The 21,144-nt window shown below is 44.6% G+C and carries 16 protein-coding genes and 2 tRNA genes; all 18 read left to right on the top strand.

The window, feature by feature from the left end; all coding sequences use genetic code 11:
* The first annotated feature begins 80 nt into the window (after positions 1–80).
* The 18 genes from RYO92_RS09445 (at position 81) to gltA (ending at position 21,013) form a co-directional block, all read left to right on the top strand.
* Positions 81–153 (top strand) — tRNA-Thr (locus RYO92_RS09445).
* A gap of 145 nt (positions 154–298) precedes the next feature.
* Positions 299–372, top strand: a tRNA-Ile gene (locus RYO92_RS09440).
* A 338-nt stretch (positions 373–710) separates the two neighbouring features.
* Positions 711–2,828, top strand: a complete 2,118-nt coding sequence (gene htpG / locus RYO92_RS09435; RefSeq protein ID WP_315370215.1) for a molecular chaperone HtpG — start codon at positions 711–713, stop codon at positions 2,826–2,828.
* Between the two features lie 165 nt (positions 2,829–2,993).
* Complete coding sequence (locus RYO92_RS09430) at positions 2,994–4,922, top strand: flavocytochrome c (protein ID WP_314670471.1); 1,929 nt, start codon at positions 2,994–2,996, stop codon at positions 4,920–4,922.
* A gap of 212 nt (positions 4,923–5,134) precedes the next feature.
* On the top strand, positions 5,135–5,401 hold the full coding sequence (locus RYO92_RS09425; protein WP_007158034.1) for an IreB family regulatory phosphoprotein: 267 nt from the start codon (positions 5,135–5,137) through the stop codon (positions 5,399–5,401).
* A 60-nt stretch (positions 5,402–5,461) separates the two neighbouring features.
* Positions 5,462–5,887, top strand: coding sequence for a Holliday junction resolvase RuvX (gene ruvX / locus RYO92_RS09420; protein ID WP_314670470.1), 426 nt, complete (start codon positions 5,462–5,464; stop codon positions 5,885–5,887).
* 1 nt (position 5,888) lies between these two features.
* A complete protein-coding gene (locus RYO92_RS09415) occupies positions 5,889–6,155 on the top strand; it encodes a DUF1292 domain-containing protein (protein WP_007158032.1) in 267 nt (88 codons plus the stop codon).
* A gap of 157 nt (positions 6,156–6,312) precedes the next feature.
* On the top strand, positions 6,313–8,301 hold the full coding sequence (locus RYO92_RS09410; RefSeq protein WP_315370214.1) for a ribonuclease J: 1,989 nt from the start codon (positions 6,313–6,315) through the stop codon (positions 8,299–8,301).
* A 7-nt stretch (positions 8,302–8,308) separates the two neighbouring features.
* Positions 8,309–8,788, top strand: a complete 480-nt coding sequence (locus RYO92_RS09405; protein ID WP_007158029.1) for an endolytic transglycosylase MltG — start codon at positions 8,309–8,311, stop codon at positions 8,786–8,788.
* Between the two features lie 8 nt (positions 8,789–8,796).
* Entirely contained in the window at positions 8,797–9,450 is a 654-nt protein-coding gene (locus tag RYO92_RS09400; RefSeq protein WP_315370213.1) for an O-methyltransferase, read from the top strand.
* 181 nt (positions 9,451–9,631) lie between these two features.
* Positions 9,632–10,864, top strand: a complete 1,233-nt coding sequence (locus RYO92_RS09395) for a peptidase U32 family protein (RefSeq protein WP_315370212.1) — start codon at positions 9,632–9,634, stop codon at positions 10,862–10,864.
* Between the two features lie 176 nt (positions 10,865–11,040).
* Positions 11,041–12,030: a YdcF family protein gene (locus RYO92_RS09390; RefSeq protein ID WP_315370211.1), complete on the top strand. Its 990-nt coding sequence runs from the start codon at positions 11,041–11,043 to the stop codon at positions 12,028–12,030.
* A 93-nt stretch (positions 12,031–12,123) separates the two neighbouring features.
* Positions 12,124–15,021: an insulinase family protein gene (locus tag RYO92_RS09385; RefSeq protein WP_315370216.1), complete on the top strand. Its 2,898-nt coding sequence runs from the start codon at positions 12,124–12,126 to the stop codon at positions 15,019–15,021.
* Positions 15,022–15,076: 55 nt separating this feature from the next.
* The gene (era, locus tag RYO92_RS09380; RefSeq protein WP_007158024.1) at positions 15,077–16,036 is read left to right on the top strand and encodes a GTPase Era; all 960 of its coding nucleotides are present in this window, start codon (positions 15,077–15,079) and stop codon (positions 16,034–16,036) included.
* Between the two features lie 127 nt (positions 16,037–16,163).
* Entirely contained in the window at positions 16,164–16,814 is a 651-nt protein-coding gene (gene recO, locus RYO92_RS09375; RefSeq protein ID WP_315365440.1) for a DNA repair protein RecO, read from the top strand.
* A gap of 288 nt (positions 16,815–17,102) precedes the next feature.
* Positions 17,103–18,497: a glycine--tRNA ligase gene (locus tag RYO92_RS09370; RefSeq protein WP_314343744.1), complete on the top strand. Its 1,395-nt coding sequence runs from the start codon at positions 17,103–17,105 to the stop codon at positions 18,495–18,497.
* Positions 18,498–18,730: 233 nt separating this feature from the next.
* Entirely contained in the window at positions 18,731–19,612 is an 882-nt protein-coding gene (locus tag RYO92_RS09365) for a sulfide/dihydroorotate dehydrogenase-like FAD/NAD-binding protein (protein ID WP_040649567.1), read from the top strand.
* Between the two features lie 12 nt (positions 19,613–19,624).
* On the top strand, positions 19,625–21,013 hold the full coding sequence (gene gltA, locus RYO92_RS09360) for an NADPH-dependent glutamate synthase (protein ID WP_314343741.1): 1,389 nt from the start codon (positions 19,625–19,627) through the stop codon (positions 21,011–21,013).
* The last annotated feature ends 131 nt before the right edge of the window (positions 21,014–21,144 follow it).

The following is a 21,144-nucleotide window of genomic DNA, read 5'->3' as shown; positions in this document are numbered from 1 at the left end:
GGTCGAGGGCTTATCCAATGCGTCTGGTTTTTGTCTAAAGTCTAGGAAGAATAATTAAGAGATATGTGGTTTACAGGTATGCCGATATAGCTCAGTTGGTAGAGCAACTGATTTGTAATCAGTAGGTCTTCGGTTCGAGTCCGAATATCGGCTTAAGCCTAAGCGTAGCTTAGGCTTTTTCTATCTCATAAGATAATATAAGATAGGTGGTATTTCATTTAGCAAGCATACGCTTTTTACTACTTATAGATTTCTTAACAACTTGCTAAAAAGGATAAATTTTCTTATAATCATTTACGGAACCGTAGCTCAGTTGGTTAGAGCACTCGGCTCATAACCGATCGGTCCAGGGTTCGAGTCCCTGCGGTTCCATGCAGAACAATGCAATGCATTGTTCTTTTTTTTATTCATAACGAGTATCGTGCGCAAAGCGTGCGATATCTCGTTTATCAGTTTGATCTTGTAAATCCGGTTTATTTTGTAGCGCACATTGTGATTATTTTTATAGTCCTTAAATAGATAAAGAATAAAATTCTAAAAACTATGAAGAGAATACATTAGCAAAAAAATGAAGTAATCGAATTATTAGCACTTATACTTGATGAGTGCTAATAATTGTGTTATACTTTTCCTGTTTGGTGCTCCATAGGAGCTATAGGAGAGATAGGGTTTAAGCTATCAAATTTTATATAGTAGAAAAGAGGTATTTTATGGAAAAAAAAGGATCTTTATCAATTCATAGTGAGAATATTTTCCCCATTATTAAGAAATGGATGTATAGCGATCAGGACATTTTTGTACGTGAGCAGATTTCCAATGCTACCGATGCGGTAACCAAGCTGGAAAAGCTTGCCTTGATTTCCGAATGGGAGAAGCCGGCAGACTTTAAAGGTCGAGTAAGCGTTATTGTGAATCCTGATGCTAAAACCATTTGCTTTAAGGATAACGGTATCGGTATGACGGAGGAAGAAGTAGAAAAGTATATTACCCAGATTGCTTTTTCCGGTGCAGCGGATTTTATTGAAAAGTATAAAGATAAAGCCAACAGTGATCAGATTATCGGACATTTCGGTCTTGGATTTTACTCTGCTTTCATGGTTGCCGATCGGGTAGAAATCGAAACCCTTTCTTATAAAAAGGACGCAAAGCCGGTGCATTGGTCCTGTGATGACGGAACGGATTACAGCATGACGGAAGGCAGTAAGGCTTCTCACGGTACGGAGATTACCCTTCATTTGAATAATGACTGCTTAAAGTATGCCAATGAATGGGAAATGCGTTCCATTATTGAAAAGTATTGTTCTTTTATGCCGGTTGAAATTTATCTGGAGAAGCTTCCTAAGGACAGCCAGGAAATTTTGGCCTCTGAAAAGCTTCCCGGAGATGTTGTTTTGGAAGAGATTCCGGAAAAGGTAGAAAAGGACGAGAAGGGCGAGGAGAAAAAAACGGAGGCAAGGCTGAAGATTGAAAAGCGCCCCGTACTCCTGAATGAAATCCATCCGCTTTGGGGAGAGTCTCCTTCGTCTGTGACAAAAGAGCAGTATCTTGATTTTTATCGGAAGACTTTCCATGACTATAAGGAGCCTTTGTTCTGGATTCATTTGAATATGGATTATCCTTATCATTTGAAGGGAATTCTGTATTTTCCAAAGATTAATTCGGAGTATGAATCCATCGAGGGAACTATCAAGCTTTATAACAATCAAGTCTTTATTGCGGATAACATTAAAGAGGTCATTCCCGAATATTTGCTTCTTTTAAAGGGTGTGATTGACTGTCCGGATCTTCCTTTGAACGTATCTCGTTCTCAGCTTCAGAATGACGGTTTTGTCAAGAAGATTTCCGATTACATTACCAAAAAGGTGGCAGAGAAGCTTTCCGGTTTATGCAAGACGGATCGAGATAATTATGAGAAGTATTGGGACGACATTTCTCCCTTTATCAAGTACGGTATTCTTAGAGATGAGAAATTTGCAGAGAAAATGAAGGACTATATCCTGTTTAAGGATTTAGAGGATAAGTATCTGACCTTACCGGAGCTTAAGGAGAAGAAGGACGGTTCAGAGACTGTTTCCGAAAATACCGGAGATAAGAGTTCTGAAGAGCGTCAGCAGAAGGAGAAGCAGGCTTCCGATGAAAATACAAATGAAAGCGGTACCGCGGAGCAGTCCGGCGATGCGGAAAAACAGGAGGAAAAGCTCCAAAGAGTTTACTATGTTTCCGATGCCTTAGCCCAGAGCCAGTATATTCGCATCTTTAAAGAGCATAAGAAGGAAGCGGTTTACCTCACGGAAAGAATCGATTCTGCCTTTATTACTGAATTAGAAGCGAAAAATGAAGGGCTTCGTTTCCAAAGAATCGATGCGGACTTCCAGGAGGCTATGCAGGAGAAGCTTCCCGAGGAGGAACAGAAAAATCTTCAAAGCCTTTCAGAAAAATTGGAAAAGAGCTTCCAAAAGAATCTTGCAAAGGATAAGCTGAAGATTAAACTGGAAAGGCTGTTGTCAAATACACCGGCTGCGCTGCTATCCATTTCCGAGGAATCCAGAAGAATGCAGGAGATGATGAAAATGTATGCTATCTCCGGTATGCCCATGGGAGAACTTCCTTTGGAGGAGAGTTTGGTGTTAAATGAAAAGCATCCTTTAGTGGATTATCTTTTGAAGCATGAGGCTCTTTTGGAAACAGAGGAAGGAAAGCTTCTTGAAGAGCAGATTTATGACCTTGCCCGTATTCAAAATGCCAGCCTGAACGGAGAAGAGATGAAGCAATTCGTAGATCGCTCCGAAAAGCTTCTTTTACAGTTTGTAGAGGAGAAAAAGGCGTAAAAGAAGTATATTCTTGCCTATATATTGTAAATTTGTAAAAATTGATAGAAACTCGCGGAAAATACTTATTTTTCCGCGAGTTTTTGCTAATAGTCAAAATAAGAAGATTTATGTTATAAATATAACGATGCAAAAGTAGGAGTTTTTTAGGAGTAGAGGAGTAGCATGAAGAACGAGAAATTTTTATCTTACTTGGTGATTCTCGCCGGTATTCTCTGTGCTGTGATTTTAGGGATTCGTTCTTGGAATACAGAACAGGCGAGAAAGGTGGACGCTCCGGATACGGCAAAGACACAGAAGGTTACTGTAGCCGGTTTCGGAGGAGACATGACATTGGAGGTCACCGCAGATGCGGATAAACTGTATGGGGTAAATGTCTTAAGCAATTCTGAAACCCAGGGTATCGGAAGTAAAGCAGTGGAAGCTCTTCCGGCTTTGATGGTGGAACAGCAAAGCTTTAACGTGGACGGTATTGCCGGGGCAACCGTATCCAGCACGGCTCTCCGTACCGGTGTAGAGCAGGCGATTAAGGAAATGGGCTTCTCTACAGATAAGTTTAGCACTCCCAGTGGCGGAAGCAGTAATGCAGAACCTGCGAAAGACCAGAATCTTGAGGCGGACGTGGTAGTCATCGGTGCCGGCGGAGCAGGAATGATTTCCGCCATTACCGCAGCGGATTTGGGAAAATCCGTTGTGATTTTGGAAAGCCAGGCCATGGTGGGAGGAAACTCTATCCGTGCAACAGGAGGTATGAATGCTGCAGCGACCAAGTGGCAGAACGAGAATAGCTTTGAAGAAGGAGCAGGCGTAGAGAAAACTCTGGCGACTGCTGCGGAAAAGTACAGTGACAATGAAACCATTACTGCCTTAGCGGCAAAGGTAAAGGAACAATATGCCGCTTATCAGGCAAATCCGGAAGGATATTTTGATTCCGTAGAGCTGATGGAGCTGGATACCATGGTGGGAGGAAAGGGCAAGAACAATCCTACTTTGGTCAAGGTATTGGCCGAACAATCCGGTCCGGCTATTGATTATCTGGAAAAATTAGGAATGACCATTCACAATGTAGGTTCCTTCGGAGGAGCTTCCGTAAAGAGAATTCATCGTCCTGTAGATGAGAACGGTAAGGTTATTGCGGTAGGTTCTTACATGATTCCTGTTTTAGAGGAGAATCTGAAAAAACGGGATAAGATTACCCTACTGACTTCCGTAACCGCGGAAGAAATTACCAAGTCCGAGGATGGAAAAATCTCTGGCGTAAAGGCCAAGGGCAGCTCCGGCAATTCCGTAGAGGTTAAAGCTCCTGTGGTTATTGTGGCTACCGGCGGTTTTGCAGCCAATAAGGAGATGGTGGAAAAGTACCAGCCAAGCCTAAAGGGCTATATGTCCACCAATGCAGCCGGTGCTTTGGGACAGGGAATTACCATGGCGGAAGCCTTGGGAGCGGACACTGTAGATATGGATCAGATTCAGATTCACCCCACAGTGACCACAAATGATGCCCATCTTATCACTGAGGGCTTAAGAGGAGACGGTGCTATTTTAGTGAACCAGGAAGGTCTTCGTTTTACCGATGAAGTGGGAACCAGAGATGCGGTATCCAAGGCGGAGATTGAGCAGACCAACTCTCAGGTATACCTTGTGCTGGATAACAAGATGGTGGAGAAATCCGCAGTCATTCAGGGCTATATTAAATCCGGTTATACCGTAACAGGAGAAGATGCCAAGAGTCTGGCTAAGGCAATGGGCGTTCCCGAAGATGCCTTTGAAAAGACCTTGACGGAATGGAATGAAAGTGTAGCAAAGAAAGAGGATACCGCATTTGGAAGAACCAGCTTTGCGGACCCACTGGATACAGCACCTTTCTATGCCATTAAGGTAACTCCCGGCGTACATCACACCATGGGAGGACTGCGCATTAATGAAGTCACTGAGGTTTTGGATAAGAACGGCAATGCAATTCCCGGACTTTTTGCGGCAGGAGAAGTTACCGGAGGCGTACACGGAGCTAACCGTTTAGGTGGAAATGCCGTTGCAGACTTTACCGTCTTTGGAAAAATTGCAGGAGAATCCGCAGCAAAATTTCAGGGTTAATAGAAAATTTCCCTAAATCATCGAGACTTTCCGAAAAAGACATCGAAGCGAGAGTAGGAAAAAGAGGCTAAAGAACTTATTCTTTGGCCTTTTTTTGTCGTCATATTGTGTAGGAAATCATGGGGACTGTAAAAAGAAAGTAAGGAAAGCGGACTTGCGAAATCGATAAAAATGAGATAGAATAAGGCAAGTTTTGAGAGGGACGTGTTTTTATGAATAATGAAATGAACCATACCCAGATTATTAAACCGGTGCAGAACAGTTTGGCGGCATCAGAGGTATTAAAGGAAGTTTATACAGCGTTAACAGAGAAGGGATATAACCCTATTAACCAGATAGTGGGCTACATTATGTCCGGAGATCCGACCTATATTACCAGCTATAAGGGGGCCAGAAGCCTGATTAATAAGGTAGAGCGGGATGAACTCCTGGAAGAGTTGATGCGGAATTATGTAGAGAGTAAATTAAAAAAGTCATAAGCTTTTTTGGTCTGTCTGGAGTTCCGGAGAGACCTTTTCTTCAGTTTCAGTAGGAGTTGTATGCGGATTTTGGCATTAGATTACGGATCCAAAACAGTGGGGCTCGCCATCACTGATCCTTTGGGTCTCATTGTTCAGCCTCTTAAAACCATTTGGCGGGAAAGAGAAGGAAAATTACGAAAGACCGTAGAAGAAATTCTGGAGACCTGTAAGGAGTATCAGGTAGAAGAATTGGTTCTGGGTTATCCCTGCCACATGGATGGCAGTGAGGGAGAAAGGGTAGAAAGGGTTCTGGCCTTTCAGGAAATGCTTCAGAAAAAAATAGAGCTTCCCATACATTTGTATGATGAAAGGCTCAGTACCATGGAAGCGGAAGAGATTTTGCGGGAAAACGGAGTTCCCAAGGATAGACAAAAGGAAGTTTTAGACCAGGTAGCTGCTCAGGTAATTTTAGAGGATTACCTTCGAAACAGAGAGGAAGGGTAAAATGGAAGGCGGAAGAATTCGTTTACGTTCAGAAGAAGATGATTTAGAGTTGGAGATTTTGGAGGAAACTGTGGTACAGGGAGTGACCTATATTTTGGTTACCGATGCCAAAGAAGGGGAAGACGGCGTTTGCTATGTGATGAAGGACACATCCGCGCCTGAGGACGAAGAAGCGGACTTCAGTTTTGCGGAGGGAGAAGAGGCGGAACGCATTATGGATATTTTCGCAGAGCTGCTTTCCGGAGAAGATATTACCATAGAAAGATAGAGCCATAGAAAGACGGTGCCATAGGAAGACGGAATCGGGATTGGAACTCCTCTTTAGTTAGGGCAAGGGAATACCCGAAGGAAAAGGGTAAGAAAAAAATACAAATGCAAAGAAACATACATAAATACAAATGAATATAGACTAAGAAAGGAATAGAATGAAAGAAGGAAATAACGGAAATAGCAACAACAGTGAAAAGAAGAAGGTAGAAGGGGCTCATCGTATCGTAAACGTTCATAAGAGTCAAATTGGAAAATCTAAAAATACTGATGGGAAGAGAAATTACAGAACAGCCAATGCCAGAGCAACGGCGAAGCAGGAAAGCAGGATGATGAACGTGCCAACCCCAAGAAAAAATCCATTAAGACCCAGAAGCAGGGAGGAGGATAAGCCGGTTTACAGTCCGGAGCATTTCCCATTGCTCACCGGAACCATGGAGGTATCGGAGAGTAAGGCAAAGGGAAGAAAGCCCAAGCACAGTTTTCAGGGCTCTGTGAAGGTAATTCCCTTGGGAGGACTGGATCAAATCGGTATGAACATCACTGCCATTGAGACAGAGGATACCATGATTATCGTGGACTGCGGATTGGCCTTCCCTACAGACGATATGTTGGGAATTGATTTGGTTATTCCGGATATCAGCTACATCAAGTCCAAGATTCATAAGATGAAGGGCTTTGTGATTACCCATGGCCATGAGGACCATATCGGAGCGTTGCCCTATGTATTACAGCAGATTAATGTGCCGATTTATGCCACAAAGCTCACCCTGGCTTTGATTCAGCGGAAGCTTGTGGAAAACGGCTTGGATAAGCTGGTGAAGATGAAGACCATGAAGTTCGGTCAAACCGTGAACTTCGGAGATTTAAAGGTGGAATTCGTAAAGACCAACCACTCTATTCAGGATGCGGCTGCCTTGGCGATTACCACTCCTGCCGGTGTGATTATCCATACCGGAGACTTTAAAGTGGATTACACACCTGTTTTTGGGGATCAGATAGATTTACAGCGCTTTGCAGAACTGGGAAAGAACGGCGTTCTGGCTATGCTTTCCGATTCCACCAACTCTCAAAAGCCCGGATTCACCATGTCTGAAAAGACAGTGGGAAGAACCTTTGATTTGATTTTTGCAGAGCATCAGAACAATAGAATCATTGTGGCTACCTTCGCCTCCAATGTGGATCGTGTGCAGCAGATTATCGACACTGCCGCAAAGTACAAGAGAAAAGTTGTGGTAGAGGGACGTTCCATGGTGAATGTTATCTCTGTGGCCTCCGAGCTGGAGTATATTCATATTCCGGAGGGAACGCTCATTGACATTGAAAATTTAAAGGATTATCCCGATGAGCAGACGGTTCTGATTACCACCGGTTCCCAGGGAGAGTCCATGGCGGCTCTGTCTCGTATGGCCAGCGGCATGCATAGGAAGGTCAGCATTGGCCCCAATGATGTGGTGGTTATGTCTTCTCATCCTATCCCCGGAAATGAGCGGGCGGTGGATAGAGTAGTCAATGAACTATGTAAGCTTCATGCCAAGGTGATTATGCAGGATACCCATGTTTCCGGCCACGCCTGTGCAGAGGACTTAAAGCTCTTATATTCCTTGGTTAAGCCCAAGTATGCAGTGCCTTTCCACGGAGAGTTCCATCACAGAAGATCTGCAGCAATGCTGGCGGAATCTGTCGGTGTGGATAAGGATAAGTGCCTGATGCTGGACAACGGTGATGTACTGGAGTTCACGGCCAATGGAGAAGAAATCAGCTACAGCATCAAAGAAAAGGTGCAGGCCGGCGGTGTTTATGTGGACGGACTGGGCATCGGAGATGTAGGAAATATCGTGCTGAGAGACCGTCAGAATCTGGCACAGAACGGAATCATTGTGGTGGTTCTTACCCTGGAAAAATATTCAGGACATCTGATGGCAGGACCGGACTTAATTTCACGAGGCTTCGTCTACGTGAGGGAGTCTGAGGACTTAATGGAAGAAGCCAGAGTGGCAGTGCAGGATGTGGTGGACGACTGCCTTTGCACCCATGTCAGCGACTGGGGCAAGATTAAAACCCAGATTAAGGACGGATTGTCCGACTTCCTTTGGAAGAAGATTAAGAGAAATCCTGTGATTTTACCGGTAATTATGGAGGTATAAACGGAAAATGGAGAAAAGAAGCTTCTTAAGGGCATTTACCCAAATCTTGATGAGTGTATCTGTACGCTTTCTTTTTCTCGTATTTCTTTTGTTTTTGATTTTGCAGGGGGTACAAGTTGCCTATCGTTATGGCCATGGTCTTATGTATGACCATGCCATGGAAGCCTCACCGGGAAGGGAAATCACCTTGGATATTCAGGAGGGAGAGTCCTGGAAGGAAGTGGGAGAAAACGCCAAGTCTTTGGGACTTATTCAAAACGCCCAGGCCTTTGCCCTGAAAGCAAAGCTATACCACAGTAAGTTACTTCCGGGAAAATATACTCTGAGTACAGCCATGACCCAGGTGGAAATGCTGGACAGTATTACAGAGGAGGGAAAGAAGAATCAGGAATTAAGCGATAAAAACTTAGTTACTGAAACGGAAGACCAGAGCACCGAGGAAAGCCGAGAGGATCAGGAAATCGGTGGCGGAAATGAAAATGAATAGGAAGTACTTTGGATAAAAAAGACAGAATCAGCCAATTTATACAATCCTTCCTCCCGGAAAGAACTGCTTTCCTGGAGGAGATTCGCAAGGAAGCGCTATCGGAGGCCGTCCCTATTTTACGGGAGGAAACCGCAGCGCTTCTTCGTGTTTGTTTGAAAACGAAAAAAAAGCCTAAAATTTTGGAATTGGGGACTGCAGTAGGCTATTCCGCCCTGGTGATGATGGATGCCTTAGGGGGAGAAGGGGAGATTGTAACGGTGGAGAATTTTTCGCCCAGAATCGAAAAGGCGAAACAGAACTTCGGGGCAAGTCCTTATCAGGATAAAATCAACTTACTGGAAGGGGACGGCAGCAGGATTTTGGAGGAGCTTTTGGAAAAGAAAGAGCAGTTTTCCTTTGTATTTTTGGATGCGGCCAAGGCTCAATATCCTCTTTGGCTTCCTTCTATTTTGAAACTCTTGTCTCCCGGTGGTATACTCTTTTGTGACAATATTCTACAGGGAGAATTATTGTTGGAGAGTCGCTTTTATTTGGAAAGAAGACAGAGAACGATTCACAAGCGGATGCGGGAGTTCCTGAGACTTCTGCAAAGGGAGGAAAGTCTGGAGACCTCCATTTTACCTATTGGAGACGGAGTAAGTCTTTCCGTCAAGAAATCATAGAGTGAAGCAGTAGGAAGATTGGTGCATTGAGTTCATTGGTGCAAAGAGAAAATCAGCACAAAGAGAGAATCAGTACAAAGAGAGAATCAGTACAAAGATTTCGTCAGTACAAAGAATTCATAAATACAGTGAGTTCATAAATGCAATGAGTTCATCAGTACATAGAGTAGAAAGTAGGATTATGAATAGAAAAGTTGAGTTGTTAATTCCGGCGGGGTCCATGGAGGGCTTGAAAACCGCCATTCACTATGGGGCGGATGCCATCTATATGGGAGGGGAGGCATTTTCCCTCCGGGCCAACGCCAAGAACTTCAGCTTGGAGAAGATGAAGGAAGCGGTGGACTATGCCCATGAAAGAGGGGTAAAGGTCTATGTCACCGCCAATATTTTGGCCCACAATGCGGATTTACTGCCTATGCGAGAGTACTTTTCCGAATTAAAGGAAGTGGGGATGGATGCGGTATTGATTGCGGATCCGGGAGCCTTCCTTTTGGCAAAGGAAATGATGCCGGGAGTGGAGATTCATATTTCCACTCAGGCCAACAATACCAACTATGAAACCTTCCGTTTCTGGCATCAGCTGGGCGTAAAGAGAGTGGTTTGTGCGAGAGAGCTAAGCTTGGCAGAGATTAAGGAAATCAGAGACCATATCCCGGAGGATATGGAGATCGAGGCCTTTGTGCATGGAGCAATGTGTATGTCCTATTCCGGCCGGTGTCTGCTTTCCAGCTTTTTCACCGGAAGGGATGCTAACCAGGGAGCCTGTACCCATCCCTGTCGCTGGAAGTATTCTTTGATGGAAGAAAAGCGCCCGGGAGAGTATTATCCGGTGTTTGAAAATGATAGGGGAACCTACATTTTTAATTCCAAAGATCTGAATATGATTAGCCATATTCCCGACCTGATTGAGGCGGGAGTGGATTCTTTAAAGATTGAAGGGCGAATGAAGACGGAGCTATATGTGGCTACCGTGGCCAGAACCTACAAGGTGGCTATTCAGGATTATCTGGAGGATCCGAAGAAGTATGAGGAAAAGCTTCCGGTTTATGAGGAAGAAATCCGGAAATGTACCTTTAGAGACTATAGTACAGGCTTCTACTACGGCAGACCGGATGAAGAGGATCAGATTTATGGCAACAACAGCTATAGTGCCGGGGCCATTTATCTGGGGACCGTGGAGAAGGTGGAGGGAGATTTTGCCTTCCTGCAGCAGAAAAATAAGTTTTCTGTAGGGGAAAGCATTTCCATTATGAAGCCAAACGGGGATAATCTGGATACGGAGGTGCTTTCCATGGAGGATGCGGATACCGGAGAAAGTCTGGAGTCCTGTCCCCATTCCAAGCAGAACTTAAAGATTCGTTTTTCCGTACTTCCGGAAGCCCAGGATGTATTAAGAAGAATCGAAGACAAATAGAAAAAAATCTATTAGAGGAAAAACTCCATTAAAGAGAACAGTCTATTAAAGAGAACAGTCTATTAAAGAGAACAGTCTATTAAAGAGAATAGTCTATTAAAGAGAACAGTCTATTAAGGAGAAAAGTCTTCTAAAGGAGAAAGAATTTTCGGGAGAAAATCGGGAAAGGAGAAGATATGGGAATTGTATTTTTAATATTAGCCTTAGGATGTTTTCTTTACTTTGGCTTTTTATGGACCACTGCTTCCTACCTTTCCTTTCTTTGGATTTGGCTTCTTTTGGGAGCCATTCATCTCCTGATGGCCTTTGTCTATAAGGCACCGGAGCGTTTACGAAAAAATCCCTTGTTTTTTCGCTTTAGAATTTTTGGCTTAAGCAGTTACTGTATGTTTTTCCTGCTTTTCAGTTATCTTATCGGTTATTTAAGCCAATATCACTACGGGCAGTGGAAGAATCCCCTTTCTTATATTTTGGTGGTGGGTTCGGAATTGGAAAACAATAAGATTACGCCACTCCTTCAAAATCGCCTGGAAAGAGCGGATTTATGCTATCAGGAGAATCCTTCCGCAACGATTGTACTTTCCGGTGGTAAGGGAAGGAACAGTGCCAGTGCGGAAGCCAGCGTGATGTACCAAAGTATGCTGAAGATGGGGATTCCCGCCGATGCTATGCTGATGGAGTTTTACTCGAAAACTACGGAGCAAAAGCTTTCCTACGGAATAGAAAGCATTTTCCAAGGGGAGCAGAATCAGGAAGGCTCCGAGATACAAGAGGATCTTCGTCAAAAGCGTCGGGAAGCAGTCCGGAAAAGACTGGCGGCCCAGGAAAATCAGGTTGTGGACTATGAAGAGGACTTGGATTCGGATGAGATTTTTGATTCGGCGGAAGAGCTTAAAATAGAGGCATCCGAAGGACCGGAAATCAAAGGCGATTCAGCCGAGAAAGAGATCGGAATCGGCATTGTGAGCTCCCAGTATCAGATGTTCAGAGCCTGCCATTTTGCGGAACAGGCTCTAAAAAAGCAGAGAGAAGAAGGGAAAGTGGATGCTTTACAGAAAGTCAGCATTGTGGGCTTTCCTTCGGTAGAGAACCCTGCGCTTAGGCCGCATCTTTACTTTCGGGAGGCACTGTTCCTCTTCGGAGAAAGGCTCTGCCATAAGCTTTAGAAAGGCTTTGCCATAAGCGTTAGAAAGGCTTTACCGTAAGTTGTAGACAGATCAGGGAAGAATTCGGTAGTTTAGAAAGGAATAGATATTTTGATGAAGGCATATCAGTTTATAGAAGAAAAAGAGATTAAAGAGCTGGAAACCATGGCACGTGTATATGAGCATAAGAAGACCGGTGCCAAGGTTTTATGCTTAGAGAATAAGGATGACAATAAGGTCTTTAGTATTGCCTTTCGTACCCCTGCGGAGGATTCCACGGGAGTAGCCCACATTACAGAGCATTCCGTGCTTTGCGGTTCTAAGAAGTTTCCCTTAAAGGATCCCTTTGTGGAGCTGGTAAAGGGCTCTTTAAAGACCTTTTTAAATGCCATGACCTATCCGGACAAAACCGTTTATCCGGTGGCTTCTCAGAATGACAAGGACTTCCAAAATCTTATGGACGTATATTTGGATGCGGTTTTTCATCCAAACTGTCTGGAAAACTACCGGACCTTTTTGCAGGAGGGCTGGCACTATACCCTGAATAAGGAGGGAAAGCTATGCTATAGTGGTGTAGTCTATAACGAGATGCGGGGCGCATTTTCCGACCCGGAGTCCGTACTGGAACGCTATACCTTCCATTCCCTTTTCCCGGATACCAGCTACGGCAATGAGTCAGGGGGAGACCCGGAGGACATTCCGAAATTAACTTATGATGCCTTTAAGGCCTTCCATCAGCGCTTTTATCATCCCTCCAATTCCTTCATTATCCTTTACGGAGATATGAATATGGAGGAGAAGCTGAACTGGGTTGATGAGGCCTATTTGCAAGAATTTGAACGGATTTCTCCAAACTCCGAAATCGCAGGGCAGCGGCCCTTCGGGAAAATGGTGGAGGAAAGCCACTACTATCCTATTTCCGAGAAGGATAGTAGTGAAAATAAAGCTTATCTTTCTTACAACTTTGTTTTGGATGCAGGGCAGGATGCGAAGAAGTCCATGGCATTTTCTTATCTGGATCATGCCTTACTTTCCGGTCCCGGAGCGGTATTAAAGCAAAAGCTTTTGGAAGCAGACCTGGGAGAGGATGTTTTCGGAGGCTATTCCGACGGGATTTTACAGCACTATTTTTCTGTTATTAGTAAGAATGTTTCTGAAGAGAGAGCCGGAGAGTTTCTACAGCTGATTCAGGATTGCTTTTTGGATGCCGCAGAAAATGGTTTAGATCATAAGACCATTTTGGCGGCTATTCACCATGATGCTTTCCAGTACAAGGAGGCGGATTACGGCAGTACCCCTAAGGGACTGGTTTACAGCTTAAATGCTTTGGATTCCTGGCTCTACGGAGGAAAGCCCTGGCTTTATCTGGAAGCGGAGGCTCTTTATAAGGAGCTGATGGAAGAGGTGGATAAGGGCTATTTTGAAAAGCTCTTAAAGGAAAATTTCTTGAACAATCCCCATTCTTCCCTCCTCCGTTTATTACCCAGGAAGGGGATGACAGAGCAGAAGGAAGAGAAGCTTTCAGAGGAGTTGCAGGCCAGATGGCAGGCATTTTCTCCGGAAGAAAAAGAACAGATCAAAAAAGTAAAAGAAGAACTTACTTTATACCAGCAGACGGAAAATACTGAGGAAGCTTTAAAGACTCTGCCGGTACTCTCCAGAAAGGATATCAAGCGGGAAGCGGAGTCCTACCCTTATCAGGAGAAAAGCCTTGGAAACAGAAAGTTGATTTTGGTGCCCGGAGAGTCTAAGGGGGTTCTGTACCTTCGTCTGCAATTCCATACCGACGGACTGAGTGAGGAGGAACTGTCCTATCTTTCCTTCTTAAAAACCTGTCTTGCCTATATGGATACGGAAAATTATCGTTTTCAGGATTTTAATTCTGAAATTTATCTTCATACCGGAGGCTTTAGTGTGGATTTAACAGCTTACCCGGATTTTGTAGAGAAGGATCGATACACTGGTGTCTTGGCTCTGGACTTTAAGCTTTTACAGGGAGAATTAAAAAATGCGGTAGAGTATCTTGAGGAGATGCTGTTTCGAACGGTTTATCAGGAGGAAAAGCGTCTTTCCGAGATTCTTTTGGAAGTAAAGTCAAGAGAAAGAATGCGCCTGGAGGGTTCCGGTCACAGCTATGCGGTGACTCGTGCCATGTCGGCCTTCTCTCCAAGCTCTCATTTTCAGGAGCAGATTAAGGGGATCGTCTATCTGCATTTCTTAGAAGAACTGGAAGAGGATTTTCGTAAGAATCCCAAGGCCTTAGGAGAAAAACTTACAGCCCTGTCCAAGAAAATTTTTAGCGGAGAAAGATTGCTCCTTGCAGCAGGGGGAGATATCGGCATTTTCGAGAAGGAAAGGAAAGAGCTTACAGATTTCTTGGGAAGACGTTTTCCGGAAAAGGAAGACTGGAGAGAAACAAAATTTGCAGGGGAAAAAGAGCGCAGGGAAGCCTTCAGTACCACTTCCCAGGTGAACTATGTGGCTTCTGCGGGCTCCTTCCAAGGGGAAGCTTACCCCTATACCGGAAGCCTGAAGGTTTTAAAGGTGATTTTGTCCTACGACTTCCTCTGGAAGAATATTCGAGAGCAGGGAAATGCCTATGGGGCGATGTGCGGCTTTGGACGAAACGGAGAAAGCTTTATGGTTTCCTACAGGGATCCCAATGTGCAAAGAACCCTGGAGCAATATCGTAAGGTGGCAGAGTATCTGGAAAACTTCAAGGCGACAGAACTGGAGTTAAACAAATATGTTATCGGAGCCATCTCCGAATTGGATATGCCAAAGTCCGCCTATACCAAGTTCCTTTTGGGATTAAGTTGTTATCTTTCTAAGCTTACAAAGGAAGACTTGCAGCGAGAAAGGGATGAACTTTTAGACGTGGAGGAGAAGGATATTCGAAATCTTTCGGCTTATATCAAGAGAGCATTCCAAGAAAAGGCGCTTTGTGCCATTGGAAATAAGGGCGAGCTGGAAAAGGCCAAAGCTGCTTTTGAAAGTCTGGAAGAGATTTAATAGAAGGGGATAAAAGATATAGGGCTTTTGTTCTGAAAGGGAAGGGAGTAAAGCGATGGGATCTGTAATTGATGATTTTTTTGCCAAGGAAAGAGGCGAAGAAGTAAAAGTAGAGGAAGGACCGGTGAAATCCGGCTTTGTTTCCATTGTAGGGCTTCCCAATGCGGGAAAGTCCACTCTTCTCAATGCCTTGATTGGTCAGAAGGTGGCCATAACTTCGAAAAAACCCCAAACCACCAGAAACCAAATTATGGCGGTGTATGATGAGGAGAGGGGGCAAATCGTTTTTCACGATACTCCCGGAATTCACAAGGCAAAAAATCAGCTATCCGTATATATGGAATCCGTGGCGGAAAAAGCTTTAGGAAACGGAGATCTGGTTCTCTATATTGTGGATGCCACCGAGCAAAAGGGGGAGAAGGAAGAGCAGATTCTTTCTCTTCTTAAGCATAGCAAAAGAAAGATTATTCTGGTTTTAAACAAACTGGACCTTCTGGGGGGCGAGGATGCCTTCCTGAAAAAGAAGGAAGACTATGAAAAAGAACTGGACTTTGCTGCTATTGTAGGAATTTCCGCCTATAAAAGTCAGGGCTTGGAGGAGCTGAAGGACATTCTTTTTGATTTACTTCCCTATGGCCCTCGCTACTACGATGAGGAGACTATTACGGATCAGCCGGTACGGGAAATTGCGGCGGAGCTGATTCGGGAGCAGGCTCTGTATAAGCTGGATAAGGAAATTCCCCATGGCATTGCAGTGCTGATGGACAGTATGCGAGAAAGAAAAAACGGTATCTGGGATGTAAAGGCTACTATTGTCTGTGAAAAGGAAAGTCACAAGGGAATCATTATCGGAAAGGGCGGCGCCATGCTGAAAAATATCGGTACCGGTGCCAGAATTCAGATGGAAAGTCTTTTGGAGGCCAAGGTAAATCTGCAGCTCTTTGTAAAGGTCCGAAAGGACTGGCGGGAAAATCCGGCTTATCTTCGGGAGTACGGTTATAGAGAGCAGAAGTAAAAGGCATTTTCGGGATAGAAAAATCCGAGAGATTGCGTTTTCAAGGATGCGCTTAGTTAAGAAAGGCAGTTTTAGGAAAGCAGTTTTAGGAGAGTAGAAAGTATTTTTAGGAAAGTAGAAGGGGTCAGTGAAAGAGGAAATTGTTCTCCGGGGGGTGGTGCTGTCAGAGCACAGCTTACGGGAGTTTGACAAGCGATTACAGCTTCTTACCATGGAGAGGGGGAAAATGACGGTTTGGGCCAGTGGGGCAAAACGTCCCAACTCTCCTCTTTTAGCAGGGAGCCGTAGCTTTGTCTTCGGAAAATTTCATTTACGGGAAGGAAAGACAGGGTATACCCTTCGTTCTGTAGAGGTGGATGCCTATTTTGAAGAGATAGCCAAGGATTTGGAAAAGGCCTGCTATGCCGCCTATTTTTTAGAGCTGGCGGAGCTGGTGGCACAGGAAAATCTGGAGGCGCCCCAAATGGTGGAGCTTCTTTATCTTTCCCTAAAGGCACTCTTACATAAGGGCTTGAAAAATGACTTGGTAAGAAGAATTTTTGAGCTTCGGATGCTGATGCTGGAGGGAGAATATACGGAGGAGCCCCCATTGTCCTCCAGAAAGTCGGTGCAGGATGCCTGGCATCATGTTTTGTCCGTACCCTTGGGAAGACTCTATACCTTTACCTTGGAGGAGGGAACCCTTCTATCCTTTTCTCAAAATGTGGATTATCTTTGTAAAGAAAGCTTCCCCAAGCAATTTCAAAGCCTTCGAATCTTAAAAAGTCTAGGCGCTTGATTTCTAAAGGGCTGTAAAAATCCAATTCATCCGGGAAGTATCTGTGTGACAGGTCTGAAAATTGAGGAATTATTCCTCGATTTTAGGCCTGTTTTATAGTTAAAAAAGCCGGTATTTATAGGATATTTAAATAAGTTTCCCCGGGTATGGAATGTGGATATTCCAAAGACCTCAGGCTTGATGTATAATAACAGGTAATTTTACAAAGGATAAGGAGAAGAGTCTTTGTAGGATGGAAGAAGTAAAAGGAAACGTTGGGGAAATCAGAATTAGACTGGAGAGAGAAAAATGCCAAAAAATTATACCATGGACACCATTGTGTCATTAGCAAAAACCAGAGGATTTGTATATCCGGGATCCGAAATTTATGGTGGACTTGCAAATACCTGGGACTATGGAAATTTAGGGGTAGAGTTAAAGAACAATATCAAAAAGGCTTGGTGGAAGAAGTTCGTGCAGGAATCCAAGTACAATGTAGGTATTGACTGTGCCATTCTGATGAATCCGGAAACCTGGGTGGCATCCGGACATTTGGCAGGCTTTTCCGATCCTTTAATGGATTGTAAAGAGTGTCGTGAGCGTTTTCGTGCGGACAAGGTAATTGAAGACTTCTGCGAAAGTCACAATATTCCTTTGGAGGGCTCCGTGGATGCCTGGTCCAAGGAAGAGATGGAGAATTTCGTTACTTCTCATGAAGTACCCTGCCCCAGCTGCGGAAAGCACAATTTTACCCCTATTCGTCAGTTTAACCTGATGTTTAAGACCTTCCAGGGTGTTACGGAGGATGCAAAGAATACGGTTTACCTTCGTCCGGAAACCGCCCAGGGAATCTTTGTAAACTTTAAAAATGTGCAGAGAAGCTCTCGAAAGAAGCTGCCCTTCGGAATTGCGCAGATCGGAAAGTCCTTCCGAAATGAGATTACCCCCGGAAACTTTACCTTCCGTACCAGAGAGTTCGAGCAGATGGAGCTGGAGTTTTTCTGTAAACCGGACACAGACCTGGAGTGGTTCCACTATTGGAAGGATTATTGCCAGAAATGGCTTCTGAATTTAGGTATGAAGCCGGAAATGCTTCGGGCAAGAGATCATGAGGCGGCAGAGCTTTCCTTCTATTCCAAGGCGACCACAGACTTAGAGTTCCTCTTCCCCTTCGGTTGGGGCGAGCTGTGGGGAATTGCGGATCGAACCAATTATGATTTATCCCGTCATGAAGAGGTGTCCGGTCAGGATATGAAGTATTTCGATGACGAGACCAATGAGCATTATCTTCCTTATGTTGTAGAGCCTTCTTTAGGAGCGGATCGTGTAACCTTGGCTTTCCTTTGTGCGGCGTATGATGTGGAGGAGCTGGAAGGAGGAGATGAAAGAACTGTCCTTCGTTTCCATCCGGCTTTGGCTCCGATTAAGATTGGTGTTCTTCCCCTTGCCAAGAAGCTGGGAGAAGGGGCAGAGAAGATTCACGAGGAATTGTCCAAGTATTGGATGTGTGAGTACGATGATCGTGGAAACATCGGAAAGCGTTATAGAAGACAGGATGAAATCGGAACTCCCTATTGTGTAACCTATGATTTCCAGTCTGAAGAGGATCATGCGGTTACCGTAAGAGAAAGAGACAGCATGGAACAGGTGAGAATTCCTATCAGTGAATTGCAGGCATACTTTGCCGAGAAATTAGCCTATTAAAGAAGGTCTTGCATAAATAAAAAACAGGAAAAAAATTTTTTATTTGCTACAATAAAATTGCTGAAAAAAACATCATTCCTTTTTTGCTTTACACAAGAAAGAAGTTTCGATTTTGTGTACTGTGAATAAAATGCTGTTTTATAGATGAATTTTACTGTAAATTCTGCTACACTAATCAGAAAGAACAGGTCTACGAAACGCGTTTTTCGTAGGAAAGAAACATGGAGGAGAGCATGTACAAGATCACAAGAGTTGAGCATCTCGTTGACAAGGACTGGCTCATGGACGTGGAGGCGCCCTATGTAGCAAGAAAGGCGGAGCCCGGCCAGTTTATGATTGCCAAGCTGGGAGAGTTGGGAGAAAGAATTCCCCTCACCATTGCAGACTACGATAAGGAAAAAGGAACCATTACCATTGTGTTCCAGGTTGTAGGCGCTTCTACAGAGAAGTTTAGTCATCTGAAAGTAGGAGACTACTTCACAGATATTGTAGGACCCTTAGGCAGACCTTCCGAGCTTGTGGAATTAAGTCCGGAAGAGTTAAAAAAGGAAAATCTGATTTTCATTGCCGGCGGAGTGGGAGCTGCTCCGGTATATCCTCAGGTAAAGTGGTTACACGAAAGAGGCATTGAGGCGGATGTCATTCTTGGAGCCAGAAATAAGGATCTTCTGATTATGGAAGAGGAGCTTCGTTCTGTAGCTAAGAATGTTTATGTTACCACGGATGACGGTTCCTACGGAGCCAAGGGAGTGGTTACCGATGTGTTAAAGAAGCTGGTCAATGAAGAGGGTAAGAAGTATACCCGTTGTATTGCCATCGGACCGGTAATCATGATGAAGTTTGCCGCCCTTACCACGAAAGAATTGGGAATTCCCACCATTGTTTCCATGAACCCCATTATGATTGACGGAACAGGAATGTGTGGTGCTTGTCGCTTGGTTGTTGGAGACCAGGTAAAGTTTGCTTGTGTGGACGGACCGGAGTTTGACGGACATTTGGTAGATTTTAATCTGGCGATGAAGAGACAGCAGACCTATAAGGCCGAAGAAGGTAAAGCATTACTGGAACTTTTGGAAGCAGAAAAGTCCCATGGCGGATGTGGAAACTGCAACTAAGGGAGGGGAATTATGGCAAATATGATGAAGAGGGTTCCTGTGGCAGAACAGGAGCCGAAGGTACGTGCAAGAAACTTTGAAGAGGTATGCTTGGGATACAACGATACAGAGGCTAAGGAGGAGGCCGAGCGTTGTTTGAACTGTAAGAATCCGAAGTGCGTAGTAGGATGTCCCGTTTCTATTCAGATTAATGATTTCATTAGCCAGATTAAAGAAGGCAATATTGAGAAGGCTGCAGATATTATTGCAGAGTCCTCCGCATTACCGGCGGTTTGCGGTAGAGTTTGCCCACAGGAAACCCAGTGCGAAGGTGTTTGTATCCGCGGTATTAAGGGAGAGCCCGTATCTATCGGAAAGCTGGAGCGTTATGTAGCGGATTGGGCAAGAGAACATAACTATATGGCAGCCAAGGCAGGAGATCCCAACGGTAAAAAAGTAGCCGTTATCGGTGCAGGACCTTCCGGTTTAACCTGTGCGGGAGATTTGGCAAAATTAGGCTATGATGTAACCATTTTCGAAGCCTTCCACGAGCCGGGAGGAGTTCTTCAGTATGGAATTCCGGAGTTCCGTCTTCCCAAGACCAAAGTCGTTGGCCCTGAAATTGAGAATGTACGGAAGCTGGGGGTAAAGATTCTTACCAATGTTTTCGTAGGACGTTCCATTACCGTGGATGAGCTTTTGGAGGAAGAAGGCTTTGACGCAGTGTTCCTGGGAACAGGTGCAGGACTTCCGAAGTTTATGAATATTCCCGGAGAGACAGCCAACGGTGTTTACTCTGCTAACGAGTTCTTAACCAGAAACAACCTGATGAAGGCTTACAGAGAGGATTCAGATACTCCTATGAAGGCCGGAAAGAAGGTTGTGGTTGTAGGCGGCGGTAACGTTGCTATGGACGCGGCAAGAACAGCTCTTCGATTAGGCGCAGAGGTTCATGTAGTATATCGTCGTTCCGAGGCTGAGCTTCCTGCCAGAGTGGAGGAAGTACACCATGCCAAGGAAGAGGGAATTATCTTCGACCTTTTACAGAATCCGGTAGAAATTCTTGTGGATGAAAATGACTGGGTAACCGGAATCCGTGTCATCAAGATGGAACTTGGAGAGCCGGATTCTTCCGGAAGAAGAAGACCGGTAGAGATTCCCGGTTCCGAGTATGTGATTGACTGTGATACGGTAATCATGTCCTTAGGAACATCTCCCAATCCGCTGATTAGTGAAACTACCAAGGGATTGGATACCAACAGAAGAGGATGTATCATCGCTAAGGAAGAAAACGGAGAAACCACCAAGCAGGCGGTTTATGCCGGAGGTGATGCGGTAACCGGTGCTGCAACCGTTATCCTGGCAATGGGTGCAGGAAAAGCGGCGGCAAAGGGAATTCACGAGTACTTGTCTAATAAGTAAGCAATACAAAAAGACTGTAAAATCAAAATGGTTTTCTTAACAATATAGGTCTGTAACTGGGGCACGCTCCCGCTAACTTCGCCTGACTGAGCAGTGGTTTCTGTTAACCACTGCTCACTTTGCTTGTGCGC

Origin of the sequence: Oribacterium sinus (genome assembly GCF_963553175.1) — a bacterium.
GTDB lineage: Bacteria > Bacillota > Clostridia > Lachnospirales > Lachnospiraceae > Oribacterium > Oribacterium sinus_B.
Note: the sequence above shows the minus strand (reverse complement) of the source record. Positions and strands in the feature narration are given on the sequence as shown.

What these genes read in the sequence shown, in the direction of transcription:
- htpG (WP_315370215.1), top strand. Translation starts at nt 711, where the DNA reads ATGGAAAAAAAAGGATCTTTATCAATTCATAGTGAGAATATTTTCCCC.
- RYO92_RS09430 (WP_314670471.1), top strand. Translation starts at nt 2,994, where the DNA reads ATGAAGAACGAGAAATTTTTATCTTACTTGGTGATTCTCGCCGGTATT.
- RYO92_RS09425 (WP_007158034.1), top strand. Translation starts at nt 5,135, where the DNA reads ATGAATAATGAAATGAACCATACCCAGATTATTAAACCGGTGCAGAAC.
- ruvX (WP_314670470.1), top strand. Translation starts at nt 5,462, where the DNA reads ATGCGGATTTTGGCATTAGATTACGGATCCAAAACAGTGGGGCTCGCC.
- RYO92_RS09415 (WP_007158032.1), top strand. Translation starts at nt 5,889, where the DNA reads ATGGAAGGCGGAAGAATTCGTTTACGTTCAGAAGAAGATGATTTAGAG.
- RYO92_RS09410 (WP_315370214.1), top strand. Translation starts at nt 6,313, where the DNA reads ATGAAAGAAGGAAATAACGGAAATAGCAACAACAGTGAAAAGAAGAAG.
- RYO92_RS09405 (WP_007158029.1), top strand. Translation starts at nt 8,309, where the DNA reads ATGGAGAAAAGAAGCTTCTTAAGGGCATTTACCCAAATCTTGATGAGT.
- RYO92_RS09395 (WP_315370212.1), top strand. Translation starts at nt 9,632, where the DNA reads ATGAATAGAAAAGTTGAGTTGTTAATTCCGGCGGGGTCCATGGAGGGC.
- RYO92_RS09390 (WP_315370211.1), top strand. Translation starts at nt 11,041, where the DNA reads ATGGGAATTGTATTTTTAATATTAGCCTTAGGATGTTTTCTTTACTTT.
- RYO92_RS09385 (WP_315370216.1), top strand. Translation starts at nt 12,124, where the DNA reads ATGAAGGCATATCAGTTTATAGAAGAAAAAGAGATTAAAGAGCTGGAA.
- era (WP_007158024.1), top strand. Translation starts at nt 15,077, where the DNA reads ATGGGATCTGTAATTGATGATTTTTTTGCCAAGGAAAGAGGCGAAGAA.
- RYO92_RS09370 (WP_314343744.1), top strand. Translation starts at nt 17,103, where the DNA reads ATGCCAAAAAATTATACCATGGACACCATTGTGTCATTAGCAAAAACC.
- RYO92_RS09365 (WP_040649567.1), top strand. Translation starts at nt 18,731, where the DNA reads ATGTACAAGATCACAAGAGTTGAGCATCTCGTTGACAAGGACTGGCTC.
- gltA (WP_314343741.1), top strand. Translation starts at nt 19,625, where the DNA reads ATGGCAAATATGATGAAGAGGGTTCCTGTGGCAGAACAGGAGCCGAAG.